The sequence below is a fragment of the Microbacterium schleiferi genome (assembly GCF_015565955.1).
Classification (GTDB): domain Bacteria; phylum Actinomycetota; class Actinomycetes; order Actinomycetales; family Microbacteriaceae; genus Microbacterium; species Microbacterium schleiferi_A.
The window spans coordinates 1681573-1704170 of the sequence record NZ_CP064760.1 but is presented as its reverse complement, the minus strand read 5'-3'; the positions used below and the strand labels follow the sequence as shown (position 1 = coordinate 1704170).

Here is a 22598-nt window from a genome sequence, read left to right as displayed (position 1 = left end):
CCTGCGAGGCGGGAACGAACCGAGGCGCTACCGCAGCTCGCGGAAGAAGCGGATCGTCGCCGCCTCGGCGAGCGTCGCCCGGTTCGCCCGCATGTACTCCCGTGGGGGCTCCGTCGCCACGAGCTCCAGCAGGAACTCGACCGGCAGCGCCCACGTCTTCGCCATCTCCTCCAACTCCACGGAGGAGGGCATCGAATCCGGGCAGTCCTGCATCCGCTCGGCCCAGAGGACCAGGTTCTCGTCGGAGGGGCGGGTCTGCTCCCATTCCTCCCGTGCCTGATCCAGCGGCAGGCTCGGGTCGGTGACCCACGCCAGTTGCGACATCACGACCTCCTCCGCCTGTCTCCGGGCCGCTGTCAGCCGGGCGACCTTCTGCAAGAAAGTCTCCCCCTGCCGGTCGCTGCCCGCCAGCATCGACGCGAGGTTCGTCACCTGCGCCTGCATCTCCAGGCCCAGCGTCTCGAAGAACGTCGCCGGATCGCTCAGCTCCGCCACTCGGCTCGGAGCTGTCGCCTGCCAGTGCTCCAGCGCCATCTGCCCGTACTTGTTCATCGCCTGCCCCGGTTTCGCGAGCGGTGGCGAGCGCGGTGTCGGCGGCGGGCTCGTCGAGCCCCCACAGGTCGAACTCCAGTTGCCCCGGCCAGGGCTTCCGGGATCGCTGCCGCGCCATTCGCCGTCACCGCCCGCGCCCTACTGCTCCGCCGCGAGATGGGCGTAGAACTCGTCCTCGATGGCCTGCCTGCGAGCCACGTCGTCCTTGACGAACTGCGTGAAGTCGGCATCCCGGTCGGGGATCACCGTCTCCACCAGCATGGGATGCTCGTCCTCGCCCGGCCACACCGCCTGCCGCGTCGGACGGTCGGTGTTGAGCTTCGTGCCGCACGCGGTCACCGCGTCCCGAAGCTGCGGCACGAACGCCCAGAAGTCGCGCCACCAGCCGAACGGTGCCGAGCCGTGCTGCTTCTTGTCGTAGGCGTTGAGGTAGTGCTGCCGCAGCGCCGACAGCGGCCACACCAGCTCCGGGTGCCGATGCCAGAACGGCGGCACGACGTTCACGCTCAGGCCGAACTCGTGACGCAGCCAGTTCACGAAGGCGTTCAGCTCCAGCCACTCCACCTGCGCCTCGGCCGCGGTCAGGATGTTCCAGTTGACGGGGCGCGGCGGCTCCGGCGTGTCCTTCGCCTCGGCGTCCGGCTCCTTGGCCGGCCTCGGCGAAGGTGTCACCGGCTCGGGCTCCGGTTCCTCGAGCGGAGGCACATCGAAGTCGGGGTCATCGGGCGGGAACAGCGTCTCGTCGGTGGTCATGACGCGGCCTCACAGCGTCATCGGACGGGGTGACGGTTGCTGGGGGATGGTCGGGTCTGGCGCTTCGATGGCTGCGCTCTCGACGTGCTGCGTGCGCGAGCGGCCGCGATCGACGGCGTAGCTCGTGCGGGCGGCATCGGGGCCGATGTGCGTGGCGATGAACTCCTCGCCGCTGATCGTCTCGCCGTTCTTCTCGTAGCTGAACTTCTGGACGTGCCCGCTGGCGACGAAGGTGTCGCCGCGCGCGAACTTCTCGTAGGCGTGCTCCGCGGTCTTCCGGAACATCTTGAACGGGTAGAACTTCGTCTCGCCCTGGGTGAACGAGCCGTCCGGGTTGCGCTCGAACTGCTCCTGACCGATCCAGGCGAACAGTCGCGCCTCTCCTTTCTCGTTGAAGGACAGTTGCGGGTCGCTGGCGAAGAAGCCCCACAGGGACTCTTTGGTTCGCATCGGGATGCTCCTAACTTCTCCTGCCGAGAGAGGACTGCTACCCGATAGGTGCGCAAGCTCGACCGTCCGCGCCCCGGGCTACTGTGATGACATGGCTGAGAGGCGAGCGTCGCCTGGGCAGAGAACGCTGTAGGGACTCTTCGGAAATGTCCATTTCGTGGAGGAAATGTCCACGAGATGTCTATCCGGGACATCTTCCGGGAGGATCGCGGGTCGAAGAGCGAAGGTGCAAGCGCGAGACCGAGTACAGCCACTGATGTATAGTCAGCATGTGCTGACTATTGCCGATCGACTCGATGTGATGAACCGGCTCGGCCGAGCTATGGCCGACCCGACCCGCTCTCGGATCCTCCTGACCCTCTTGACCGGCCCGAGTTATCCGGCGGTGCTGTCTCGTGATTTGGGGCTGTCCCGCTCGAACGTGTCGAACCATCTGACGTGTCTGCGCGGGTGCGGGATCGTGGTGGCTGAGCCCGAGGGCCGGCAGACCCGGTACGAGGTCGCAGACCCGCACCTCGCGCGCGCGCTGACGGCGCTGGTTGATGTGACGCTCGCGGTCGACGAGAGCGTGCCATGCATGGACCCGGACTGCGGGGTCGAGGGCTGCGTGGCGGGGGAGGTTCGGGCGTGAGCGCGGTCACGGGCTCGCAAGCCGAACACGTCGACCTCGACGACGATGATGACGATCACCGGCCGTGGTATCGGAGCCCGAGCGTTCTGATCCCGATCGCCTCCGGCGTCGCGTTCGCCGCCGGTCTGGTGTGCGAGTGGACCGGCGCGGAGACCGCGGGTCTGGTGTTGTTCTGGATCGGTCTGCTGCTGGGCGCGTACACGTTCGTGCCGGGCGCGCTGCGCAAACTGTTCACCAAGGGCAAGCTCGGTATCGGCCTGCTCATGACGATCAGCGCCACCGGGGCGGTGATCCTCGGCTACGTCGAGGAGGCCGCCGCACTCGCGTTCTTGTACTCCATCGCGGAGGCGCTGGAAGACAAGGCCATGGACCGCGCCCGCGCAGGGCTGCGGGCACTGTTGAAGCTCGTGCCCGACACCGCACTCGTCAAGGGCGGCGACGCCACCACGGAGGTGGAGGCGAAGGAGCTGCGTGTCGGCGATGTGCTCGTTGTCCGGCCGGGCGAACGGATCGCGACAGACGGCATCGTGCGTGCCGGGCGGAGCAGCCTGGACACGTCCGCGATCACAGGCGAGTCGATCCCGGTCGAGGTCGAGCCCGGCATTGACGTGTCGGCCGGGTCGATCAACACCACCGGCGTCCTCGAGGTCGAGGCCACCGCCGCTGGCACCGACAACTCGCTCACCACGATTGTGGAACTGGTCGAGCAGGCGCAGGCCGAGAAGGGCGACCGCGCCCGCCTGGCCGACCGCATCGCCCGCCCCTCGTTCCCGGCGTGATGATCCTCGCCGTGCTGGTCGGCGTGCTCGGGTCGCTGCTGAGCGGCGACCCCGGGGTGTGGATCACCCGTGCTCTGGTCGTGCTGGTCGCAGCGTCGCCGTGTGCTCTGGCGATCGCTGTCCCGGTCACCGTCGTATCTGCCATCGGCGCCGCGTCAAAGTTCGGTGTGGTTGTGAAGTCCGGTGCCGCGTTCGAGCGATTCGGTGGCATCCGCCACCTCGCCGTCGACAAGACCGGCACTCTGACCCGCAACAAGCCCACTGTTACCCATGTCGTCACCACCGGCGCGACCCAGGATGGTGTGCTGGCATGGGCAGCGAGCCTGGAAGGCCACAGCACGCATCCCCTCGCCGCAGCGATCACCAACGCGGTTCCCGGCGCTCCGGCCGCTACAGACGTCCGCGAGACCGCCGGCCACGGCATTGTCGGCACCCTCGACGGAGCTCGTCTCGCCGTAGGGAGTCCACGTTGGCTAGACGCTGGCACGCTGGCCGACGAAGTGCAGGCGATGGAGTCCGAGGGGATGACCGTTGTCATCATCCACCGCAACGACCAGCCAGTCGGCGCGATCGGGGTGCGGGACGAGCTGCGTCCTGAGGTTCCTGAGGTCATCGCCACGCTGAACCGGCGCGGGATCGGGGTGACGATGCTCACCGGCGACAATGCCCGCACCGCCGCGGCCCTCGCCGTACAGGCCGGCATCAGCGACGTGCGCGCCGAACTGCGTCCCGAGGACAAGGCCGCCGCTGTCGCGGAAATGTCGAAGTCGCAGCCCACCGCGATGATCGGGGACGGCATCAACGACGCCCCCGCTCTCGCGGCCGCGGACCTGGGGATCGCGATGGGGGCCAAGGGCGCGGATGCTGCGATCGAGTCCGCCGACGTCGCGTTCACCGGCCACGACCTGCGTCTCATCCCGCAGGCTCTCGCTCACGCCCGTCGCGGCCGCAGCATCATCAACCAGAACGTTGTGCTGTCCATCGCGATCATCGCAATCCTGCTGCCGCTGGCGATCACCGGCATTCTGGGCCTCGCCGCCGTGGTGCTGGTGCACGAAGTCGCGGAGGTCATTGTGATCCTCAACGGGCTCCGCGCGGCGCGGCGCACGAAGGCATGACCGGTCTCGTTCATGGCCTCGCGCAGGGAAGGGCGGATGCCGTGAAAATGAATTCCGCCGGCCCTATTGGCTCGCGCGTCCGACCACGTCTATTCCTGATCGCGTGCGCCGTCGCTGCCGGGGCGGTGCTGATCGACCAGGGAACCAAAGCACTCGCCCTTTCACGGCTCAGCGAACAAGCCCGCATCCCACTCCTCGGAGACTGGCTCGGCTTGCAGCTCGCGTTCAACCCCGGCACCGTCATGTCCCTCGGATCCGGCTCAACCTGGCTGCTCACCATCATCGCGGCCGCGGCATCCGTGGCTCTGCTCATCGCCGCCACGCGCGCCCGCACCGCCGGGTGGGCGGTCGCGATTGGCCTGCTATGGGGCGGCGCGGTCGGCAACCTCCTGGACCGCCTGCTCGCCCCACCCGGATTCGGTCGCGGCCACGTCACCGACTTCCTCGCCTACGGCAACCTGTTCATCGGCAACCTTGCCGACGTCATCCTCGGTGTCGGCGTCGCCCTCGGCATACTCCTCTACGTCTCGCAGTCGAAGGGCAGAAGGTCGAGTCATCAGCCCGACGAGCACAGATCGACTCCGAAAGACATCTAGAAGCATGCTCGCGGCGGCTTTCGAGGACATTCCGCCTGTCACTTCCGCGTCCTGCCGCTGCGAAGATGGACATTTCTGAGCGGTCCCTACAAACGCGAGAGGTAGGTCGTCCAGTGTCGTTCGTGAACAACTCGACCGGCGAAGAGTTCGAGGATGAAGACGAGTACCTGCGTTCGATGAAGCAGGATGACTCCTACCAGTTCTCATACGACTATGAGTACGTCGCCGACAGATTCGGCGACGGTGATGACGACGTGAAACTGGAGAACGCGAGGCTCAACGTCTCGCTGACTTGGGACGACTACTCGGCTCCGGGATACGTCGTCTCGTATACCGTCGATTCGCCGACCCCGATTCCAAACGACTGGACGGGCGACGCCGACCAGATCTTCAATGACTTGTGGCTTGCCGTTACCGCGGACCTGAGTTCGCTTGGTATCGGCTCGCAGCTGCACAAAAACTGGCCGATCTAGCCTCCTCACAGTCAGTCGTCGGTGACTGTTGCCTCACCTATCCCTGCGGTGCCCGGCCGCATGATCGCCTCGACCTCGGCGCGCTGGGCGAGCAGCGTCTCGGCTTCCGGCCGATGGAGCCAGTAACGCATGGTCGTGATGATCGGCGGCGCGGAGCGCAGCAACACGAGCGAGGTGCCCTGGGGCAGGGTGCGGATGTCTTCGACCTTCATGATCGGGACGCGGCGGATCGAGCGTTGGTTCGAGCGCAAGCCGCGCTCCCCGATGGTCACGGAGTCAGTCGTCTCGTCGCGTTCGCCGATCAGTGTGGAGATGTCCTGGAGGTGCCGTGTGTCCGTCCCGCCGCCGAGGACGATCTTGGTGATGCTCGCATCCCACATCGCGGTCGCGGCGTCGTCGCCCCAACGACCTCGCGCCTGGGCGAGCGACTGGAACACGGGCATCACCGTGAGCCCGGTGCCGCCGCCCTCCGCCATGAGGACCGGAAGCGAAGGCAGAGGCGCGAGGTTCCCGATCTCGTCGAGCGCGAGCAGCACAGGCGGATCGAGCCGCGCGCCCGGCGAGCGCGCGGCGATGCGCCGAGCCGTCTCTACGAGGTCTTCGATGAACGCCGCGACGAGCGACGAGGACGCCCCCGCTCCGGCTCCTGTCGCCAGCAGGTAAAGCGTGCCGGACCCGCGCAGGAACGCCTCGGGGTCGAACTGCTCGTCCTCGCTGGGGCTGACCGCCTCCAGCACCCGTGGGTCGGCGAGCGAGGCGAGGGAGAGCGAGACGCCCTGCCAAATGGAGTCGCGGGTGCGAGGGTCGGATTGCAGCATCCCGTCGAGCGACTCGGCCCATCCGGTCGCGGCGTGGGGGTGCGACGCGAGAATGGAGACGGCATCCGCCGCAGCCGCAGGGTCGAGCGTCCAGCGGAATAGCTCGGCGGGTTGCCGGTGATCGAGCGCCGCGGCGTGCAGAAGCGCCTGTAGCGCCGTGCGCGTCTTGCCTTCCCAGAATCCGCCGTTCTCGACAGAGGGGCCGGAGAGCCCGGTTCCCGCGGCGAGACCTGTGCCGCGGATCATCGCGGTCAGGGGCACCTCGCACCCGCGGATCGGTGACCACCGCAGACCCGCGGGCACGCCCTCGGCGAGGTGCTGGGGATCGAACACGGAGACTGGGCCGCCGTGCGACTGGCGGGCGCGGAGCGTCGCCGTGAGGTTGTCTGGCCGGGTCGAGGTCGTGATGACCGCACCGGGCGCGTCGAGGATGGTGTTGATGACGATGTTCGCGCCCTTGCCGGATCTCGGCGGGCCGATCAGCAGGATCGAGTCCTCCACGGATGTCCACACGCGCTTGCCGCGCGAAGTGCCGAGGAGGTAGCCGACCTGCTCGGGTTTCGGGTCGGTGAGCGAGGGGCGCAGGGTCTTCGCTCGACGCAGGAGGTCGCGTTCGGATGCGGCCCGCTGCACATCGCGCCCCTCGGCGATTCCCTCGATCCGGTTCGGGTCGGCCTTGGTCCGCTTGCCCAGCTCGCGCACCCATCGCCAGATGAACCACGTCGCCGTTCCGACGGCAGTGAGCAGGAGTGCGACGGTGATCCAGTAGGCGACCGGGCTGAGTGACGCGGAGCCGAGTGCCGAGCCGGGGTCATCGGGGTGGAAGACCACGCCGACTCCCGCTTCGAGACCTGCCGCAGGCTGGGGCGCAACTGTGACGAACGCAGCGATGCTCCCGGCCAAGCGCAGCGCACCGGCCAGCAGCATCGCACCGATGAGCGCGCCGAGGGCGAGGTTCGTCAGCTCGTCGCCGAACGCCCTGGCTCGCGGTGACGAACTGGTCATGCCGGGTGTCCGATGACGCAGGTGCCCGAGACGCGGCCGAGCAGGATGACCTCGTGCGTGGGGCTCAGATCGAGCAGACCCGGCTCGATCTGAGCCCTTGCCGCTCCGTCGCCGCTTGCCGCGGCGTGCCGGACGATGACCGCTACGGCCACATCCTCGCCTGGTACGAAGCCCTCGCCATTCTGGAGTGCGCGCGGGTGCGAAGGCTCCGTCGCATCCCGCGCGGAGTCGCCATCCTCGACCGAGGCCCGCGGTCCTGCGGGCGGGGACTGGTCGAGGGACACGGGGTGCAGTGGAGCGGTCACGATATCCGTGTAGACGGTGCCATCGAGTTCGTGCACCACGACGCGGACTGGGGAGCGGCGCTGCTCGATCACTTCGCTGATGATCTGCGCGAACGAGTGCCGCTGCCACGGCGGAGCGAACGTCGGCGGACCGAACAGCTTCCCGTCGACCACGACGCGCAGCGTCGCGTCCGCCTGCACGGTCATCGTCACGACCGGCAGCACGGGCGGCACGTTGGCTGAGTCCTCCTGCTCGGCGCTCTCTGAGCGAGCGCGGCGTCGCCGCGAAAGGGTGATGGACATTTCACGCTCCTCTGGCCTTCTGACCTGTCTCGTACATCGCAAGTTCGGCAGGGTGGAGCTGGTGTTGGACGACGAACGAGCGGTTCTTGATCCTCCAGAGCCCCTGTCCGGTGCCGAGACCGGGTAGCAATCCCTGCTCCGTTCCGGTGAGTCCGAGGGCCTGCGCAGTAGCTCCGAGCTGATCGCTCTCCTGCCGGTAGATCACCCGTGTCTCGGCGTTGGCGAGCAGGGACGAGGCGAGTGCGCGCATCGCCGAGCCTTGGTCGCCTACGTTGTCGAGGTCGCTGAGCTTGTGGAAGATGAGCAGGTTGGCGATGCCGAAGTGCCGCGCGAGCCGCCACTGTGCGTCCATCCGGCGCAGCAGTGCCGGATGCGACATGAGCCGCCACGCCTCGTCGTACACGACCCACCTCGGGCCGCCCGCCGGGTCTAGCAGTGCCGACTCCATCCACGCCGAGGAACAGGTCATGAGCACGGAGATGAGCGTCGAGTTCTCCGCCACCCGCGACAGGTCGAGCGACACCATCGGCAGTGACGGGTCGAAGCGCACGGTGCTCGGGCCGTCGAACAGCCCCGCCAGGTCACCGGCCACGAGCCTCCGCAGCGCGTGTCCGACGAGTCGGCCGTCCTCGGCGAGCCTGTCGTCGTCGTCCTTGGCCTGCGGGGCGAGGATGCGGTCGACCACCATCGGAAGGATCGGCACCTCGGCCGAGCGCACCGCATCGGCGAGCGCGAAGTCGACGGCGGTGTGCTCCAGCGGGGTGAGGCCGCGGTCGAGGACGGTCTCGGCGAGTGCGCCGATGAGGTCGCGTCGCCGGGAGGTGACCTGGCTCTGCCACTCGGCATCGCTGAGGCCCGAAGGCCGATGCCCTTCATCGAGCGGATTCAGCCGCGTAGACATCCCGTGCCCCAGCACGATCGCCCGTCCGCCGACTGCTTCAGCGACAGCCGTGTGCTCGCCTTTCGGATCGCCGGGGACATACACCCGCCGACCGAATGGGATGGAGCGCGTGTAGAGGCTCTTGGCGAGCGAGGACTTGCCGGAGCCGACGATCCCTGCGAGGACGATGTTCGGTGCGGTGATGAGGCCCTGCGCGTAGAGCACCCAGGGGTCGTAGACGAACGACGCCCCGCTGTAGAGATCCTGGCCGACGAACACCCCGGCAGAGCCCAGTCCGCCCTCAGCGAGGAACGGATACGCTCCGGCCAGCGTCGCGCTCGTGTCCTGGTGACGCGGCAGCCGGAATCGGCCCGGCGTGCGGAGTGCCGCGGGCCTCGTCTCGCCGAACGGTGGCAGGTAGGTCGTCGCCCGCCGCGCCTCGCGTTCGGCCTCCCACGCCGCGCGCGCCAGATCCTGCTGCGCCTTGCGGTCGGCGGTCTCGATCTTGTTCGCCGCTCGCCGTCGCGCCTTCCGCGCGGCGCGGCGCTCGCCTGCCGGGTCGAGCAGGACCGCGGTGTGCAGGCGCTCGCGGTCGCCGGGGCTCATAGTGATAGTCCTCGCCGGGAGCTGACCGGGAGTGCCTCGAACGGGTCGCGGGAGAACGGGTCCAACTCAGGTCGATTGGCGACAGGTGCCGGGTGCCAGGCGATGTAGCTCGAATGCTGCGACGCCTGATCGACGGCGGTCTCGGCTGACCGGACGAGTTCTGCGGCCCTGCGCAGTGCGTTGGCGGCGGCCCAAGCCTCGTCAACCCCGGCCTCGTGGTCGCCGTTGTCGAGGAACGCCTTGTCTTGGTGCAGGACATGCGCCGCCGCGACCTGCTCCAGCACTTGCTCCAGGGAGCGCAGTGTCCCTAGTAGCTCGCCGACCACCTGATAGGTGTCCTCGGGGTCGGTGAAGGCCCGGCTCGCATGTGCGAGCGCCCGCACCGCCTGGCGGGTCTCCGTGGCGTCCTGCACGGGGCTGCTGAAGGTTGGCATGGCTACTCCTTCCGGGGTCGAGGGCTGGGTGCGTCACACGTCCCGACAGAGCGGGATCGCGGCGACGGCGAACGCGGTGGCCTGCTGGCCGACGAGTCTGCGCGTTTCGCAGGACGCTTGGACCGCGGCTTGCTCGATGGCGGCGACGGCGGCATCCAGCTCATCGACCGTGGGCGCGGAGACGGAGATGAGGCCGGTGTAGCGGAGCACGCCGTGCCCCGCGGTGAGGTCGGACTCCTGCTGGAGCACGTCCTGGTACTCAGCCGTGCGCGAGGCGTCCTCGACCTGCCCGATCTTCGCACGTTGGGTCGCGTCGGAGAGCAGGCCGACCTTCTTCTTCCGCAGGTCTCGGGCCGCGGTGTCGGCGCGAACCGGCGTGCATATGAGTGAGAACGTGCGCTGCACACCCGAGGTCAGCAGCACCGGGGCGAGGAACCCGGGGAACACCTGCGAGCGCGGCCACTCGGAGAGCCAGAGCACGGTGTGGTGCGCGGAGTCGGTGCGCACGCGATCCCAGCTCTCGGTCACCGCGACCGGCCCCGCAGTGGCGAGGGCGCGCCCGATGTCGGCGTGCCGTTCCAGCGCGGGCGCGGCAGCCGGGTCGTAGGCGGAGCGGAGGATGACGGCGACCTCGCCGGGTGCGAGCCAGCCGGTCGTCGTGAGGTCCGCAGCGCGCAGCGCCGTGACGAGCGTGGTCATCTCCTGGCGGAGCACGGCGGCCGCCCCGCGGATGCCGCCGCCCGAGGAGCGGATCTGCCGTCCCGAGGCGTTCATATCGAGCGCAATCGAGATCGTCGTCGCGTGACGCTCGCCGGTCGGCCCAGCGCGCTCGATCAGCTCCCGGTAGGTGGTCGCGGGCCAGGAGCCGTCGTCGGTGCCGTGCCTGGCCCACCATTCGGCGAGCCCTGTTCCGGAGTCGGGGAGCGTGCGTTCGGAGATCTGGAGCCGGGCGATCCGGCCCGAGCGGCACGCGGTGGCGAGGACCCGTCCCCACCCGTTGACCCGTCGCTCCTGCTCGCCCGGATCGAGCAGGACGAACGCCGGATGCGTCACTCCCAGCACCGCGGTCAGGGTCTGCGCGTGTGGGTCATGCACCATCGCCGCCCCGTCTCGGGATCGACCCACTCGCGCAGCGCCGTCGCGTCGCCGGGGAGCGCGAGCGTGCCGACGGGACGGGGCTTGATGACGCGGTGGCGGAAGATCAACTGCCCTGCGGTGCTCCGCCACATCCAGCGCGACACGATGGGCAGCCAGTCCACGAGCTTGCGCCCGCCTACGGGAACCACCGCGAGCAGCAAGCAGGTGAGCCAGATCGGGGATGTCCAGACCAGCCCCACGCCCCCGCCCGTGTAGATCGTGGCGACGACGGTGACCACGCCAATGCCCAGCACGATCAACTGCGAGATCGACAGTCCGAGCAGGACGCCGCGGTGTGCGAGCCGGGAGAACTGCACGGGGAGAGCTGCTGGCCGGGGGCCGGTGGGTGCTGGGTCGCCATGTTCTATCCCTTCCGCGGCGTGACGGGAGCGTTCGAGCGCGGCTGCGGCGCCGGTGGCACCGAGACCGGCGCGCGCGGCGTCGGGCTGCCTGCCGCGACGGGCTCGGCGGCGTCGGCCTGCCCCATCGCCGCGCCGCCGACCGCGGTACCAGCCTTCGGCCCCGCGGTCGCGGCGGCCTTGACCAGTTGCGCGCCGACGACCGCCGCTGCCGCTGGCCCGGCCGCCGCAGCTCCGGCTCCTGCCGCGCCTCCCGAAGCAGCAGCTCCGCCGCCGGATGCGGCCGCACCGCCTCCTGCGCTCGCGGCTCCAGCACCGCCGCCCGCCGCGCCGCTCGCAGAGGGAGCGGTGCTCGGCGCGGGCGGAGTTCCACCACCGGAGCCGCCCTGCCCGTCGAGCACGGGCTTCGCGGCGTTCGGCTGGGCCTTGACCGGCAGCGGGATAGGTCGGTTGAGCGCCGACTTCGCCTCCTGCTCGCTTGACATCGCGTGGTACATATCGAAGCCCACGAAGGAGATGAACTTGTACGTCAGGTACGGCGCGAACGCGGCGATGAACATCAGCACGACGCCCGAGATCGGGTCACTGATCGAGGCGAGGTCGAGGTCGATGGGCGCGCTGATCTGCCCAATGGCGACGAGGAACACGACGACGATGACGAGCTTCGAGAAGATGAGCGCCACGACAAACGCCGCCCAGCGTCCGAACCAACCCTTCGCAGCATCCCAGGTGAACCCAGCGAGTGCGATGGGCGCGAAGACAATGGCGACCAGCAGCAGCGCCTTACGGATGAGCAGCGTGAACCACACGATGCCCGCACCCGCGATGCCGAGCCCGGCAAGGAAGATCGTGATGATCGCACCGACGCCGGGCGAGGCGATGTTGATCGTCGTCAGCCCCGCGGCGAGCAGCGCCATGCGGTCGCCGATGCCCTCCATTGTGTTGCCCGTCGCCTGCACGATGCCGATGGCGAGCTGATCGGTGACCTCCAGCAGCGTCGCGGTGAGGGTGATGGCGACGAACGAGCCGAGCACCGATTTGGCGAGACCGATGCCAGCGCGCGACAGCGCCATCGGATCTCGATGCACGAGGCCGGTGATGAGCTGGAGGCAGAAGAAGACGAGCATGACGAAGATCGCCACCCCGAACAGCACGTTGTAGACCGCGACGTACTGGCTTCCCGTCACGTCGACGAGCGTCGTCGTATCGAACACCGCCCACACGGCCTCGAACAGCCAGGCCGCGGCCTGGCCCATCGCTTGTGCGAGCCAGTCGAACGGCGCGGCGATGAGCGAGGCGGTTCCCTCGCCCACGAAGTCGCACACGGATGCGATGACCGGCACGTCGCAGACGCTCATCGGCTCCCTCTCTCTGTCGCGCTCGCGGAGCTACACCGACTGGCCGACGTTCCAGAAGAAGTTCACGAGCGTCACCGACGCGCCGCAGATGATCGCTGCACCGCAGGAGACGAGCACGCCGACCTTGCCCCGGCTGGCGAGGTGCGGGTTCGAACTGTTCGCCCCGTACCCCAGACGACGGCCGAGATGATGAGCGCGAGAACGGCGAGGATGAGCCCCACTGTCATAGCTGCGCCGACGATGACGCGGAGCTGCTCGATGCCGGGCAACCCGTCGGTATTGGGGTCGATGTCGATCACTGTGTGCTCCTTGAGGGCGGACGAGAAGGTGGGTCTCGCCTGTCAGGTGCGCACGTCGTCCCGACGATGTCGGAGGCCAGGGGTACGGTCTCGCGTATGCGAGGAGTGCGTTGTCCGACGAAGCGCCCGCCTGTCGAGACGCAACTCGAGGCGGCGGCGATCGCCGCGCGCGTAGCGAAGGGCGCTGACGCCGTCTATTGCCACTACTGCGGCTGGTGGCACGTCGTCGGCTACGGCTCGCCGTTGGAGCGCCCCTCGAAGCCCCGTAAGCGCAGTTGAACTAGCTCAGCTCGATGCGACGCGCCTCAGTACCCTTGCAAGGATGATCCTCATGGCCCCGGACAGTGCTTCCGATTGGATAGGCGTTGGTGTAGAAGCTGTCGCCGCGCTTGCGACGATCGCGACAGTGATTGTTGCGATATTCGTAGCTGTCCGCGCTGATCGGCGAGCCGATGCAGCAGAGAAGCGGGCAGACGTGGCCGAGCAGAAACTTCTAAAAGCGGAACTTGATCGTCGCCGGATGCAGACTGTCGAGTTGCGCATGGAGCTGCGAAAGCTCCGGGGCGACCTCCCGACGCACGAGCATTGGCTCTCGGTCGCCGAAAGCTATGGGGATGAACCGCGCAAGGCTGCGCTCGGATCGGAGTTAGGAGTGATGCGCGAGAGGATCTCTCTCATCGAGGAGATTCTTGCTGAGCTTGGCGCGCTTGAAGCAGAACTTGAATAGATCTGGCAAGCATTGATTCTCGTCATCGAGCGGTCAGCTCAGATGCTTGCGCCAATGCCGAGCAGGAAGTTCACCCAGGTGACGCCGAGGCCGGCGAGGGCGGCGGCTCCGATGGAGACGAGGAATCCGGTGCGCGCGCGGACGGCGGACGAGATGTTGCCGTTCGCCGAGGAGATCGCCCAGACTGCGGCGCAGATGACGAGCATGAGTACGGCGAAGATGAGCACGATGGTCAGCAGCGCGCCGACGATGGCGCGCAGCTCGGCTTGACCGCCGACGGCTCCGAAGTCGGGGAACACATCCATGTCACGCAGCTCCTTCCGCTGAGCAGAGTGCCGCGGTGCCCGCGGCATCGAGGTTCTGCACGCCGCGCGCGGCAAGCCACGGCTCCGCGTCGACGGCCGAGCTGTTCGTGCCGCCGAGACGGATCTCGAAGTGCAGGTGGGCTCCGGTGGACTTCCCATTCGAGCCAACATTGCCGATGTGCTGGCCCGCGACGACACGATCCCCGACGCTGACGAGCACGCCGTCATCCCACATGTGGGCGTAGGCGGAGGCGATGCGCTCGCCGCCGATGGTGTGCTCGATCACGATGAGATTGCCGTAGCCACCAGACGGCCCGGCGAAGCTGACCACGCCGTCGGCGAGGGCGAGGATCGGCGTGCCGTCGGCTGCGGCCCAATCGGTACCGGAGTGGAAGTCGCGCCCGCCGGTGAAGGGGTCGGTGCGCCACCCGTAATCGCTCGTGTTCACCCACGTCCCGTTCGGCAGCGGGAACACGAGCGAGGTCGTCTCGGGCACATCGCCGAGCGGCGTGCCGCCCGGCGTCGTCTCGGCCCGCCGGGTGAGCGCCGTGACGATCGCCTCGGCGACCGGCTGGTAGTTCTGGTAGCGGTCGGGGTAGGCGGAGACCTCGACCGCTTGCGCGGCTTCGCCGGGGTCGAGGCTCTGCCAGCCGGGGATGTCGAGCAGTCCGCGCGGCGATGGGTAGTTCGGCCCGGTCGCCCCGCCGTAGAACGCCCGCGCCTGATACCCGGCATCCATCAGCTCGGCGACGGTGCCCCAGCCTGCGCTGGGCCGCATCTGGAACAGCCCGAGCGAGTCGTGGTCGTTGCCCGTGCCGTCGTTGGGGAAGTCAGTCGACTCGGGGACTGCGCTCGGATTGGCGAGCATCCGCAGCCGCGATTCGGTGAGCGCCGCCATCAGCGCGACGAGGACGCCTGCACGCCCCACGCCGTCGGTCTTCGCCCCACGGTGATGATCGTTGCCGCGCGCGTGAGCTGCTGTCGGTCGAGCGTCACGGTCGCGCCTGAGCGGGTGGTCGCGGTGAGCGACTCGGGGATCGGCCCGACGACGAGGGAAGTCGACGACAGACACGCGGCGAAGGCTGCGGGCGACATGAGCAGACCGACCCCGAGCAGGCTCATCGGCAGCATGGCGACGAGTGCAGCGGCTGCGATGACGAGTTTCTTCATGCCGGTGCCCGATCAGCGCAGCGGGTTGTCCAGCTCGGAGAGGCGCAGCGCTCGGCAGGTGTCGAAGGTCGGCTCGCAGGTGATGAACACGGTGAACGCGACATTGTGCGAGCTGGTCACCGGCTCCGTGCCGTGGATGCCCTCGCGCTGCCGGACGCCGGTGATCGTGTAGGCGACGGTGCCCGGAAGGATCTGCCCCTCGGATGCCTGCTCCAGCGCCGTCGCCCATTCGTCCGGCACGAACACGTCGTTGATGTCGAGCCATTGGCGGGTCTGCATCGTGCGGAGTTGCGCCCAGGCGTCGGTGGTCGGGAGGTAGGTGCGCACGTCGGAGGCGAGCCCAGCGGTCTCGTTGCCGGAGGGGTCGCCCACGTCCACGATGACCTGCGCGTAGTCGGCCGGCCCGAACTCGGTCGCGGTGTCCCAGGTGAAGAGCGCGGCGGCGAATGCCCGCGCGAAGGTCTCGGGATCGTCGGACTCGCGGATGACCGGCGGCGTGCTCGACGACGGCGAGGGGGTGCTGGTGGACGCGTCGGGAGGATCGCCCGCGACGCTTCCGCTCGGTGAGGGCTCGGAGCGGGGCGCGAGCAGCAGCCCGTAGAGCCCGACGCCGACGAGCACGGCGAGGACGGCGGCGCCGACGATCAGGACGATCATGAGGCGACGGGGGAAGCGGGTCTGCGGCATCAGGCACTCTCCTTGGCGAGACGTTGGCGAGCGGCGCGGGCCGCGTCGAAGAAGCGGACGGTGGCGTCGAGGATCGTCTCGAAGTGCTGCCACTGGTCGTCGCTCAGTGCGGTGCCGACCTCGGCGGGGTCGTAGTGCGACCACCACTGATCGAGGTCGTTCCAGGTGAGCGTGAACGCCCGCACCGGGTAGCGAACGGGCACCGCGGTCGACGCTGGCGCGGGTGCCGGTCCTCGCTTGCGCCCTTGCTTCGCGCGTTCCAGCGCCTCTTGCGCGAGCAACTCCAACTCGTCGGGCGGCTCAGGCTCCTCCTGCGGGATCGCGAGCATGGCGATCGTGCGGGCGTGCGCCGTGGTGATCGACGCGCCGCGGTCGATGGCCTCCAGCTCGGAGCGGGCGAAGTCGCGCACGTCCTCCGGCTGCCGGGGATCGTTGACGATCCGCTGGAGGTCACTGATCTGTTCCAGGCTCGTGTACGACTTGCGGCCGGTAACCATGAGCGCCGCCTGCGCGCGGGACTTGCCTGGAGCGCCGATCAGCGGTGGTGCCGTCACGGCACCACCGCTCGTTCCGGCGATTCTCCCGCCTGCGCCGAACTGCGTCGCTGCTTGGCGACGGGAGGCATCCTCGGACATGAGTGCCTTCAGCTCGCGGTACAGCGCCGCGGCCTCGGTCTGCGTGAATGGCTTGTGCAGCACGTTGTCGGCTTGCTCAGCCATGAGTCGCTGGAGGCGGTCGCTGATTCCGGAGCGCACGAACACGTTGACCTTCTTGTGCCCAAGCTGGCGCAGCGCTGCGAGACGGCGAGCGCCGCAGACGAGTACCCCGTCCGGTGTCACAGTCGGGGGTTGGAGCAGGCCGTCACGCTCGATGGACGCCGCGAGCGCGTCGATGTCGCCCAGCTCCGTGCGATGACGGCTGCCGATGACGATGGAGTCGATGGTGCGTTCCAGTTCGATGTGCCCCGTGCCCGCCGCCATGTGCTCACCTCGCTCCCGCCAGAGTCGGAGCGTTCAGTCCCAACAGCAGTACGAGGTCGTCATCGGTGAGCAGTGCGCGCAGTGGCTCGCCGACGAGAAGGCGGAAGAACACGCCGCGGCCGACGGCGGTGTGCGCCTGGTCGGGATCGGGGTTGCCGAGGATCGCGCGGAGCAGCGCGTTCCAGCTCGTCGACGACAGATCGAGCACGGCTCGAGCGTGTCGGTCTCGCCGCAGCGACTCCGCAGCACTCGCCCGCGATGGCGCTTCACCGAGCCGGGTGCAGATGTGTTCGATAGCCGCGCGTGCCGTCTGCTCCGGCCAGTCGAGCAGGGTCAGCAGCTTGATCGTGTCCTCGACCGCGCGGACGACGCCGGTTGCTTTCTCATCCCGCTCGTCCTCGGCCTCACCCGCGGGCGCGACTTGCAACGCCTCGTGGTAGTTGGTGAGCGGGTTCTCTCGGTCGCTGAACCGCTCCGGGTCGTGGAAGCCGCTGTACTGCGGCCTGCGCGCCTGATGCGTCGAGCACAGCAGGCCGTTGCCCCGTTCCTCGGCGATCAGCGTGACCTGTACGGCACGGGTGATGACCGCCCAGGGATCTTCGGCGGTGCGCACGGCAGGGGTGCGCATCGCGTCGAACGCGGCGCTTGCCGCCTCCCACGGGTCGAGGCCGTGCTTTCGCGCGAGGCTCGCGTACCGACCCGCCGTGTACTCCATGAGTGCGGCGACATCCGCGTCGCGCCGCCACGCGCCGTTCCCGTCGTCGTGCAGGCGCTCCAGGAGCGCGCGCAGCCCTTCCGGGTGCGGAACGACGCGGGAACGGTCGGGGCAGACATGATGCACTCACAGGCGTCGGAGCGGGTCGCGGCTGACGGAGGACTGGTGCGCGGGCGACTGCCCGAACGCGGAGAGGGGCGCGAGGCCCTGCGCACGCGCACGGATGCCCGGTCGGGTCGCCGGAGTCGCCTGCGGCGACGTCTGCCGACGCAGTTCAGCGCGCCGCGCCAACTCGCTGCGAAGGTCGATGCCGCGCCCGATCATCCGCGCCGAAGCGGACGGGAGCAGCTCGGTCGGCCGCACCCACACCACCTGGCTCCGGTCGTACTCGGCCCGCAGCCGATCTTCCAGCGACATGGCCGCAGCCGATGCGGGTGCCGTGCGGGACGGGTCGCCGTGGCGCGCCAGCTCTGACACCTCCTCCGCCTCGTCGCGGCGCTGCTCGGCGACATGCCGAGCCTCCGCAGCCTCGCGTGCACGCTCCGCTTCCGACGTCTCACCGCTCACAGCGCGCCTCCTTCAGGCGCGGCGGCGAGCGAGGGCGTCGACAGCCAGCGGCCGACCGTGGACGGATGCACGCCGGTCGCACGAGCGATGGCCTTGTTCGTCATGCCGTCCTCTTTCATCCGCAGAGCGAGTTCTCTAGGAGCAAGGTGCGCAGGCGCTTCCGGCGCGAGGTACTCGATCACGCCGGAGACCACCTCAGCGGTCTGCGGCGAGGGCTCCGTACGGAACCTTCGGGTGAGCACCACCGTCAAGTGCGTGATTGCCAGCAGCACGAGCGGCGGGACGGCGGCGACCGCTCCTGCGAGCGCGGAGGGAACGTCGGCATCGGCGGCGACCACGGCGTGGATCGCGTTGGCGGCGACCGAGACCGCGGCACCGGCCATGAGCAGCAGCCACGGATACCAGGCGGCGCGCTGCCCCGCGAGCGCGACGACGGACACCGTGGCGACGACGATGATGCCGTCCACGATGAGCGGCCAGGCCCATGCTTGGCTCTCGTCGACGCCGGAACGTCGCGCGAGGTCGGCGAGCGCCGTGAACGACAGCCAGAATGCGGCCGCGGCGATGAACACGGTCCCGGCCACGGCCGTCCACACGGCCAGCCGCCCGCGCGACCGTTGCACGGTTCCGGGGATCACGAGAGCACCTGACCAGATGAAGGCAGCGATGAGTGGCCGGATACGGGATAAGCGGTGGGCACGGAAGGTGCGCCCGTCGCTATGCGGTGCGCAGAGCGGATCGTCGTCTCGATCTCCGGCGCGGGCAAGCCCGCGCGCTCAGCGGCCGGCCCCAGCGCGGCACGAACTCGATCAGGTGGGATGCCCGCCTCGATGAGCCGACACGACGCCCAGAACAGTCCGCGGTTGCGCTCGCCTTCGCCGCGCATCCCGACCCATCGCGCGATCCGCTCCACGTCGATGCCGTCCGTGCGCTCGGCGGGGATGACAGGCATGAGGCGCGCAGGCCGCGGATCGAGGAACTGCCGCAGGACGCGAGCGTCGACGGGCACGGCGTTGCCGCGCCCGGAGCCGATGAGGGCATACGCGCACCGCCCGGCGTCCGTGGGGATGATCGAGGGCGGCACGATGACGTAGCCGCCCGCGCCGCGGAAGTCGATGCCAGCGCGCGCCACCTGCCAGGACGGCTGCGCCAGTTCGGGATCGGCGGGGTAGTAGGCGTGAACACCGCCCGACGGCGTGCGGACGAACGCGGCCCAGCGATCCGTCAGTCCTTCGCGCCGGGCCAGCTCGAACGCCGCGAAGCCGCGGATCGCGCCATGTACATCGACATCCACGACCTCCAGCCCCGAGGCGTGGCCGGTCGGCATTCCGATGTTGGCGTGCGGCCACCGCGCCCACCAGCGGGCGACCTGTCGCGGCTCGGTGCTCGCCTCATGGAATCCCCGCTTGGTGAGCGGTCGCTTGCCGCCCGTGACGCAGGGAAAGACCGGGATGCCCGCTTCGGCATACCGGAGTGCGGCGACGGCGCGGGAGACCCCGGCGACCGAGGCGAGCACGCCAGCGACATCCACGTCGTCGCGTTTGGCGCGCGACGCCTCCGGCATCGTCATCTCGGCACCTCCTGTCGCCTGGTCGGGAGCCGGTGGGCTCTTGTCGATCAGGTGCGCCAGGGTTGCCGGGAGACGGTCGAGGGCCTTGGGGTCACTGCCGTCAGGAGCGGATGCGCCTGACGCTGGATGCGATCGGGTCTAGCACGGCAGCAGGCGGTGACTCAGGCGGTGCGCTCGATTGCGTCCCAATCCAGGTCGGGGATGTCTGCATCCCGAACGCCCTGCGCGCTTCGGTACTGGTCGGGGGTGACTCCGATGCTGCGCCGGAACGCCGCAATGGCGTGACTGCGGCTGCGCCAACCGACCTGCGACGCGGCAGTGGCGACGGTCATGTTCGCGCCGCTCAGAAGCCGTGCCATCTCGCGCGAGCGCACCATCGACAGGTAGACCATCGGCGTCAGGCCGAACGCCGTCGAGAACACCCGTGTGAGCTGTCGGCGCGACAGGTGCACCTCTTCTGCAAGGTCGCCGATTGACCAGCGCCTCGCCATGTCGGCGTGCAGCGCTCGTTGCGCGGCGATCGCTTCCGCGCGCAGCGGCGTAACGAACTCCCGTTGCCTCGGCGGCGCGGCCACGGGCGAGGACGCCGGGGGAGTGACGGTGCGCGGCGGTCGCGCTCCGACGAGCGGTGCGACGATGTGGAGCAGCTCGGAGACGAGCGCCTGCGCGTGGTAAAAGCCGTCCGGCCCGCTCGCGAGGCTGGCGGCCAGATCGTCGAAGATCAGCTCGAGGTGACGGCCGACACCCGGCGTCGGGCGCACATAGCTGAGCGGCGGCAGGAAGTCGGGCCCGAGCGCATAGGCCCGCATCGCCTCTCGGCTGTGTCCGGTCGGAGCCGTGAGCCAGAACCACAGCTCGAAGAGGTAGTCGGTGTCGATGTAGACGGTCGAGATGGTCACCGACTGCTCCGGCGTACCACCGCACAGCACCGCCGTGCGCAGGAACACGAGGTCGCCCTCGCTGGCGATCCGGGTCTCGTTCCCGGTCGTCAGGATCGTCGATCCCTCGCGGATGAGCAGCAGCTTCGCGCAGTCGAAAGCCACAGGGGGAACCGGCCGTCGGAACTCCCTGGTCTCGACGGCGATCGGCCCGTAGCGGAATCTGCCGCTGGAGCCGTGGCCTGCGCTCGGCTCGCGCTCCATATTCCATTGTCACCTGTTCGGGGTGACGCGGGCGATTCCTTCCGATCTGAGCAAGATGCTCGACGCGTGCCGCGACCGACGCGCCCGGGCTTGTCGTGGGCCGTCGGTAAGTTAGAAGGGCTGTGGACATGAAGGTGGGAGAATATGCGAGCGGACTCACCGCTGTGGCGGGTGATGGGCGATCCTGCGCAGGCGCAGGAAGCCGAGGCGCTCGCCGCTGTCCGTAACCTGCTCCCTGATGACGGCATCGCCCGCGCCTGGGCGAATGTGACCTTCACCGACAACGACGGTCGACTCAACGAGGTCGACGTCCTCATCCTCACCCGCGGAGGCCTGATCGTCGTAGAGCTAAACCTCGATCCACCGATGGACGGGGCGTTGAGCGAGCGTCGTGACGTAGAAATGCCCCTCTGATCAGGAAGAATAGAGCTTGCTTAGGGTTCTGTTCGTCTGGTCGGAGAGGCATCTCGTAGATGCAATTCAAGCACGCCCCCGCCGCAGTGTCTGCGGTGTTCGATGATCCGAATCTCGTGTCGGCCGCGGGGCTGGTGCCGATGCTCCGCCTGGCGCGTTCCGCGGGGTTGGACGAGCTCGCGCGTGAGCGGTTGAGCGTCCCGACGGATAAGGGCGCCAACGCGGGTGCGAAGGTGATGGCACTGGTCGCGGGCATGCTCGCCGGGGCGGACTCGATCGACGACATGAACCTGCTCCGCCATGGCGGAATGGGCCGGTTGTTCGACCGGACGTATGCGCCGTCGACGCTCGGGTCGTTCCTGCGGGAGTTCCGGTTCGGACACGTCCGCCAGCTCGACGCCGTCGCCTCCCGGGTGTTCGCGAATCTCGCTGTCGACGCGCCGCTGCTCCGAGCAGGCGATGGCGAGCGGGTGATGGTGGATCTGGACGACACCATCATCGAGGTCCACGGATACCAGAAGCAGGGCGCCGGTTTCGGGTACTCCGGCGTCCGGGGGCTGAACGCCCTCCTCGCCACGGCATCGACCACCTCGTCGGCGCCGGTGATCCTGGCCCAGCGGTTGCGGCAGGGGAAGACCGGGTCCCCGAAGGGGGCCGCGCGGATCGTCGGCGATGCTCTCGCCACCCTGCGCCGCACCCGCGCCGCGACCGGGGCCAGGCCGTTGCTGCGGGCGGACTCCGCGTTCTACGGACACGCGACCGTCGGCACCGCGATCAAGGCGGGCGCCGACGTGTCGGTGACCGTGAGGATGGACCCGGCGGTGAAGGCCGCGATCGCGACCATCCCGGATGATGCGTGGGAGATGATCGAGTACACCGACGCGATCCGTGACGAGACCACCGGGCAGCTGATCTCCAAAGCCGAGGTCGCCGAGGTCCCGTTCACCGCGTTCCGCTCGAGGAAGAAGGCGGAACAGGTCGCCGGACGGTTGGTGGTGCGGCGCATCCCCGATCTGAACCCGAGACAGGTGGAGCAGCCGACCCTGTTCGACGTCTACCGGCATCACGCGTTCTTCACCACCACAGCGAAGGAGGTGATGGACACGGTGGCCGCGGACAAGACCCACCGCGGTCACGCGATCATCGAGCAGGTCCACGCCGACCTCAAAGCGGGGCCGCTCGCGCACCTGCCCTCCGGGGTGTTCACCGCGAACAGCGCCTGGCTCGTCATCGCCGTGATCGCATTCAACCTCACCCGCGCTGCCGGTCTCGTCGCCGACCGAGCGGGACGGCTCGCGAGAGCAACGACCGCGACGATCCGCCGCACCCTGATCCACGTCCCCGCACGGCTGGCGCGCTCCGCGCGCCGAATCACGCTGCACCTGCCCGAGGCCTGGCCATGGCAGACCGCGTTCGACCGGCTCTTCACAGCCACGCACGCGCCACCGCCAACGGTGACCACCTGACCATCGCCGCAACGCGGCAC

General features: G+C 68.9%; 25 protein-coding genes and 3 pseudogenes. 8 read left to right on the top strand and 20 right to left on the bottom strand.

The window, feature by feature from the left end; genetic code table 11:
- Positions 1 to 27 precede the first annotated feature (27 nt).
- The 3 genes from IT882_RS08130 to IT882_RS08120 all read right to left on the bottom strand — a co-directional run bounded on the left by IT882_RS08130 (position 28) and on the right by IT882_RS08120 (position 1755).
- A complete protein-coding gene (locus IT882_RS08130) occupies positions 28 to 552 on the bottom strand; it encodes a hypothetical protein (RefSeq protein WP_045246583.1) in 525 nt (174 codons plus the stop codon).
- A 138-nt stretch (positions 553 to 690) separates the two neighbouring features.
- Positions 691 to 1305 (bottom strand): hypothetical protein, encoded by a 615-nt coding sequence (locus IT882_RS08125; RefSeq protein WP_102209673.1) that lies wholly within the window; start codon positions 1303 to 1305, stop codon positions 691 to 693.
- A 9-nt stretch (positions 1306 to 1314) separates the two neighbouring features.
- Positions 1315 to 1755, bottom strand: coding sequence for a single-stranded DNA-binding protein (locus tag IT882_RS08120; RefSeq protein WP_048809344.1), 441 nt, complete (start codon positions 1753 to 1755; stop codon positions 1315 to 1317).
- 271 nt (positions 1756 to 2026) lie between these two features.
- Here IT882_RS08120 and cmtR point away from each other — a divergent pair, with 271 nt between their 5' ends.
- The 4 genes and pseudogenes from cmtR to IT882_RS08100 all read left to right on the top strand — a co-directional run bounded on the left by cmtR (position 2027) and on the right by IT882_RS08100 (position 5352).
- Positions 2027 to 2386 carry a Cd(II)/Pb(II)-sensing metalloregulatory transcriptional regulator CmtR gene (gene cmtR / locus IT882_RS08115; RefSeq protein WP_045246602.1) on the top strand — a complete coding sequence of 120 codons (360 nt, stop codon included), beginning with the start codon at positions 2027 to 2029 and terminating at the stop codon, positions 2384 to 2386.
- Positions 2329 to 4283, top strand: a pseudogene (locus IT882_RS08110) (heavy metal translocating P-type ATPase). Before cmtR ends, IT882_RS08110 begins: the two are co-directional and overlap by 58 nt.
- The gene (locus IT882_RS08105) at positions 4280 to 4879 is read left to right on the top strand and encodes a signal peptidase II (protein ID WP_229381995.1); all 600 of its coding nucleotides are present in this window, start codon (positions 4280 to 4282) and stop codon (positions 4877 to 4879) included. The pseudogene IT882_RS08110 and the gene IT882_RS08105 overlap by 4 nt, the downstream one beginning before the upstream one ends.
- Positions 4880 to 5001: 122 nt before the next feature.
- Positions 5002 to 5352 (top strand): hypothetical protein, encoded by a 351-nt coding sequence (locus tag IT882_RS08100; RefSeq protein ID WP_195691485.1) that lies wholly within the window; start codon positions 5002 to 5004, stop codon positions 5350 to 5352.
- Positions 5353 to 5363: 11 nt separating this feature from the next.
- On the opposite strand, the gene IT882_RS08095 is transcribed toward IT882_RS08100, so the two are convergent.
- From IT882_RS08095 to IT882_RS08065, 7 genes and pseudogenes are all read right to left on the bottom strand, one after another.
- A complete protein-coding gene (locus tag IT882_RS08095; protein WP_102209669.1) occupies positions 5364 to 7175 on the bottom strand; it encodes a type IV secretory system conjugative DNA transfer family protein in 1812 nt (603 codons plus the stop codon).
- Complete coding sequence (locus IT882_RS08090) at positions 7172 to 7762, bottom strand: hypothetical protein (RefSeq protein WP_229381994.1); 591 nt, start codon at positions 7760 to 7762, stop codon at positions 7172 to 7174. Before IT882_RS08090 ends, IT882_RS08095 begins: the two co-directional genes overlap by 4 nt.
- 1 nt (position 7763) lies before the next feature.
- A complete protein-coding gene (locus IT882_RS08085) occupies positions 7764 to 9248 on the bottom strand; it encodes an ATP-binding protein (RefSeq protein WP_195691484.1) in 1485 nt (494 codons plus the stop codon).
- Entirely contained in the window at positions 9245 to 9682 is a 438-nt protein-coding gene (locus IT882_RS08080) for a hypothetical protein (RefSeq protein WP_195691483.1), read from the bottom strand. Before IT882_RS08080 ends, IT882_RS08085 begins: the two co-directional genes overlap by 4 nt.
- 33 nt (positions 9683 to 9715) lie before the next feature.
- A pseudogene (locus tag IT882_RS08075) lies at positions 9716 to 11187 on the bottom strand (SCO6880 family protein).
- Positions 11184 to 12536, bottom strand: coding sequence for a conjugal transfer protein TrbL (locus IT882_RS08070; protein ID WP_195691482.1), 1353 nt, complete (start codon positions 12534 to 12536; stop codon positions 11184 to 11186). The pseudogene IT882_RS08075 and the gene IT882_RS08070 overlap by 4 nt, the downstream one beginning before the upstream one ends.
- A gap of 30 nt (positions 12537 to 12566) precedes the next feature.
- Positions 12567 to 12835, bottom strand: a pseudogene (locus IT882_RS08065) (DUF6112 family protein).
- Positions 12836 to 12931: 96 nt separating this feature from the next.
- Here IT882_RS08065 and IT882_RS08060 point away from each other — a divergent pair.
- Both IT882_RS08060 and IT882_RS08055 read left to right on the top strand, forming a co-directional pair.
- Positions 12932 to 13114, top strand: a complete 183-nt coding sequence (locus IT882_RS08060) for a hypothetical protein (protein ID WP_195691481.1) — start codon at positions 12932 to 12934, stop codon at positions 13112 to 13114.
- 43 nt (positions 13115 to 13157) lie between these two features.
- Positions 13158 to 13562: a hypothetical protein gene (locus tag IT882_RS08055; RefSeq protein ID WP_195691480.1), complete on the top strand. Its 405-nt coding sequence runs from the start codon at positions 13158 to 13160 to the stop codon at positions 13560 to 13562.
- A 38-nt stretch (positions 13563 to 13600) separates the two neighbouring features.
- Here IT882_RS08055 and IT882_RS08050 read toward each other — a convergent pair whose 3' ends face one another.
- From IT882_RS08050 to IT882_RS08010, 10 genes are all read right to left on the bottom strand, one after another.
- On the bottom strand, positions 13601 to 13867 hold the full coding sequence (locus IT882_RS08050) for a DUF6112 family protein (RefSeq protein WP_195691479.1): 267 nt from the start codon (positions 13865 to 13867) through the stop codon (positions 13601 to 13603).
- A 1-nt stretch (position 13868) separates the two neighbouring features.
- Entirely contained in the window at positions 13869 to 14795 is a 927-nt protein-coding gene (locus IT882_RS08045) for a M23 family metallopeptidase (RefSeq protein WP_418887739.1), read from the bottom strand.
- A complete protein-coding gene (locus IT882_RS17355) occupies positions 14765 to 15037 on the bottom strand; it encodes a hypothetical protein (protein ID WP_418887738.1) in 273 nt (90 codons plus the stop codon). The genes IT882_RS08045 and IT882_RS17355 overlap by 31 nt, the downstream gene beginning before the upstream one ends.
- 12 nt (positions 15038 to 15049) lie before the next feature.
- A complete protein-coding gene (locus IT882_RS08040; RefSeq protein WP_195691478.1) occupies positions 15050 to 15724 on the bottom strand; it encodes a hypothetical protein in 675 nt (224 codons plus the stop codon).
- Positions 15724 to 16704 carry a ParB N-terminal domain-containing protein gene (locus IT882_RS08035; RefSeq protein WP_195691477.1) on the bottom strand — a complete coding sequence of 327 codons (981 nt, stop codon included), beginning with the start codon at positions 16702 to 16704 and terminating at the stop codon, positions 15724 to 15726. The genes IT882_RS08040 and IT882_RS08035 overlap by 1 nt, the downstream gene beginning before the upstream one ends.
- A gap of 4 nt (positions 16705 to 16708) precedes the next feature.
- A complete protein-coding gene (locus tag IT882_RS08030; protein ID WP_195691476.1) occupies positions 16709 to 17545 on the bottom strand; it encodes a hypothetical protein in 837 nt (278 codons plus the stop codon).
- On the bottom strand, positions 17546 to 17986 hold the full coding sequence (locus tag IT882_RS08025; protein WP_195691475.1) for a hypothetical protein: 441 nt from the start codon (positions 17984 to 17986) through the stop codon (positions 17546 to 17548). It abuts the gene before it with no gap.
- Positions 17983 to 18621, bottom strand: a complete 639-nt coding sequence (locus IT882_RS08020) for a DUF2637 domain-containing protein (RefSeq protein WP_418887787.1) — start codon at positions 18619 to 18621, stop codon at positions 17983 to 17985. Before IT882_RS08020 ends, IT882_RS08025 begins: the two co-directional genes overlap by 4 nt.
- Positions 18621 to 19556 carry a bifunctional DNA primase/polymerase gene (locus tag IT882_RS08015; protein WP_229381992.1) on the bottom strand — a complete coding sequence of 312 codons (936 nt, stop codon included), beginning with the start codon at positions 19554 to 19556 and terminating at the stop codon, positions 18621 to 18623. The genes IT882_RS08020 and IT882_RS08015 overlap by 1 nt, the downstream gene beginning before the upstream one ends.
- Positions 19557 to 19717: 161 nt before the next feature.
- Complete coding sequence (locus IT882_RS08010; protein ID WP_195691474.1) at positions 19718 to 20698, bottom strand: helix-turn-helix transcriptional regulator; 981 nt, start codon at positions 20696 to 20698, stop codon at positions 19718 to 19720.
- A gap of 144 nt (positions 20699 to 20842) precedes the next feature.
- On the opposite strand from IT882_RS08010, the gene IT882_RS08005 reads away from it, so the two are divergent.
- Both IT882_RS08005 and IT882_RS08000 read left to right on the top strand, forming a co-directional pair.
- Complete coding sequence (locus IT882_RS08005; protein ID WP_195691473.1) at positions 20843 to 21112, top strand: nuclease-related domain-containing protein; 270 nt, start codon at positions 20843 to 20845, stop codon at positions 21110 to 21112.
- A 59-nt stretch (positions 21113 to 21171) separates the two neighbouring features.
- Complete coding sequence (locus IT882_RS08000; protein WP_135950160.1) at positions 21172 to 22578, top strand: IS1380 family transposase; 1407 nt, start codon at positions 21172 to 21174, stop codon at positions 22576 to 22578.
- Positions 22579 to 22598: the final 20 nt, after the last annotated feature.

Bases quoted from the DNA above. Each gene is read 5' to 3' on its own strand.
- IT882_RS08105 (WP_229381995.1), top strand. From the start codon at position 4,280: ATGACCGGTCTCGTTCATGGCCTCGCGCAGGGAAGGGCGGATGCCGTG.
- IT882_RS08035 (WP_195691477.1), bottom strand. From the start codon at position 16,704: ATGGCGGCGGGCACGGGGCACATCGAACTGGAACGCACCATCGACTCC.
- IT882_RS08085 (WP_195691484.1), bottom strand. From the start codon at position 9,248: ATGAGCCCCGGCGACCGCGAGCGCCTGCACACCGCGGTCCTGCTCGAC.
- IT882_RS08080 (WP_195691483.1), bottom strand. From the start codon at position 9,682: ATGCCAACCTTCAGCAGCCCCGTGCAGGACGCCACGGAGACCCGCCAG.
- IT882_RS08130 (WP_045246583.1), bottom strand. From the start codon at position 552: ATGAACAAGTACGGGCAGATGGCGCTGGAGCACTGGCAGGCGACAGCT.
- IT882_RS08120 (WP_048809344.1), bottom strand. From the start codon at position 1,755: ATGCGAACCAAAGAGTCCCTGTGGGGCTTCTTCGCCAGCGACCCGCAA.
- IT882_RS08095 (WP_102209669.1), bottom strand. From the start codon at position 7,175: ATGACCAGTTCGTCACCGCGAGCCAGGGCGTTCGGCGACGAGCTGACG.
- IT882_RS08070 (WP_195691482.1), bottom strand. From the start codon at position 12,536: ATGAGCGTCTGCGACGTGCCGGTCATCGCATCCGTGTGCGACTTCGTG.
- IT882_RS08000 (WP_135950160.1), top strand. From the start codon at position 21,172: ATGCAATTCAAGCACGCCCCCGCCGCAGTGTCTGCGGTGTTCGATGAT.
- IT882_RS08015 (WP_229381992.1), bottom strand. From the start codon at position 19,556: ATGACGATGCCGGAGGCGTCGCGCGCCAAACGCGACGACGTGGATGTC.
- IT882_RS08125 (WP_102209673.1), bottom strand. From the start codon at position 1,305: ATGACCACCGACGAGACGCTGTTCCCGCCCGATGACCCCGACTTCGAT.
- IT882_RS08010 (WP_195691474.1), bottom strand. From the start codon at position 20,698: ATGGAGCGCGAGCCGAGCGCAGGCCACGGCTCCAGCGGCAGATTCCGC.
- IT882_RS08050 (WP_195691479.1), bottom strand. From the start codon at position 13,867: ATGGATGTGTTCCCCGACTTCGGAGCCGTCGGCGGTCAAGCCGAGCTG.
- IT882_RS08040 (WP_195691478.1), bottom strand. From the start codon at position 15,724: ATGCCGCAGACCCGCTTCCCCCGTCGCCTCATGATCGTCCTGATCGTC.
- IT882_RS08055 (WP_195691480.1), top strand. From the start codon at position 13,158: ATGATCCTCATGGCCCCGGACAGTGCTTCCGATTGGATAGGCGTTGGT.
- IT882_RS08060 (WP_195691481.1), top strand. From the start codon at position 12,932: ATGCGAGGAGTGCGTTGTCCGACGAAGCGCCCGCCTGTCGAGACGCAA.
- IT882_RS17355 (WP_418887738.1), bottom strand. From the start codon at position 15,037: ATGAAGAAACTCGTCATCGCAGCCGCTGCACTCGTCGCCATGCTGCCG.
- IT882_RS08005 (WP_195691473.1), top strand. From the start codon at position 20,843: ATGCGAGCGGACTCACCGCTGTGGCGGGTGATGGGCGATCCTGCGCAG.
- IT882_RS08090 (WP_229381994.1), bottom strand. From the start codon at position 7,762: ATGTCCATCACCCTTTCGCGGCGACGCCGCGCTCGCTCAGAGAGCGCC.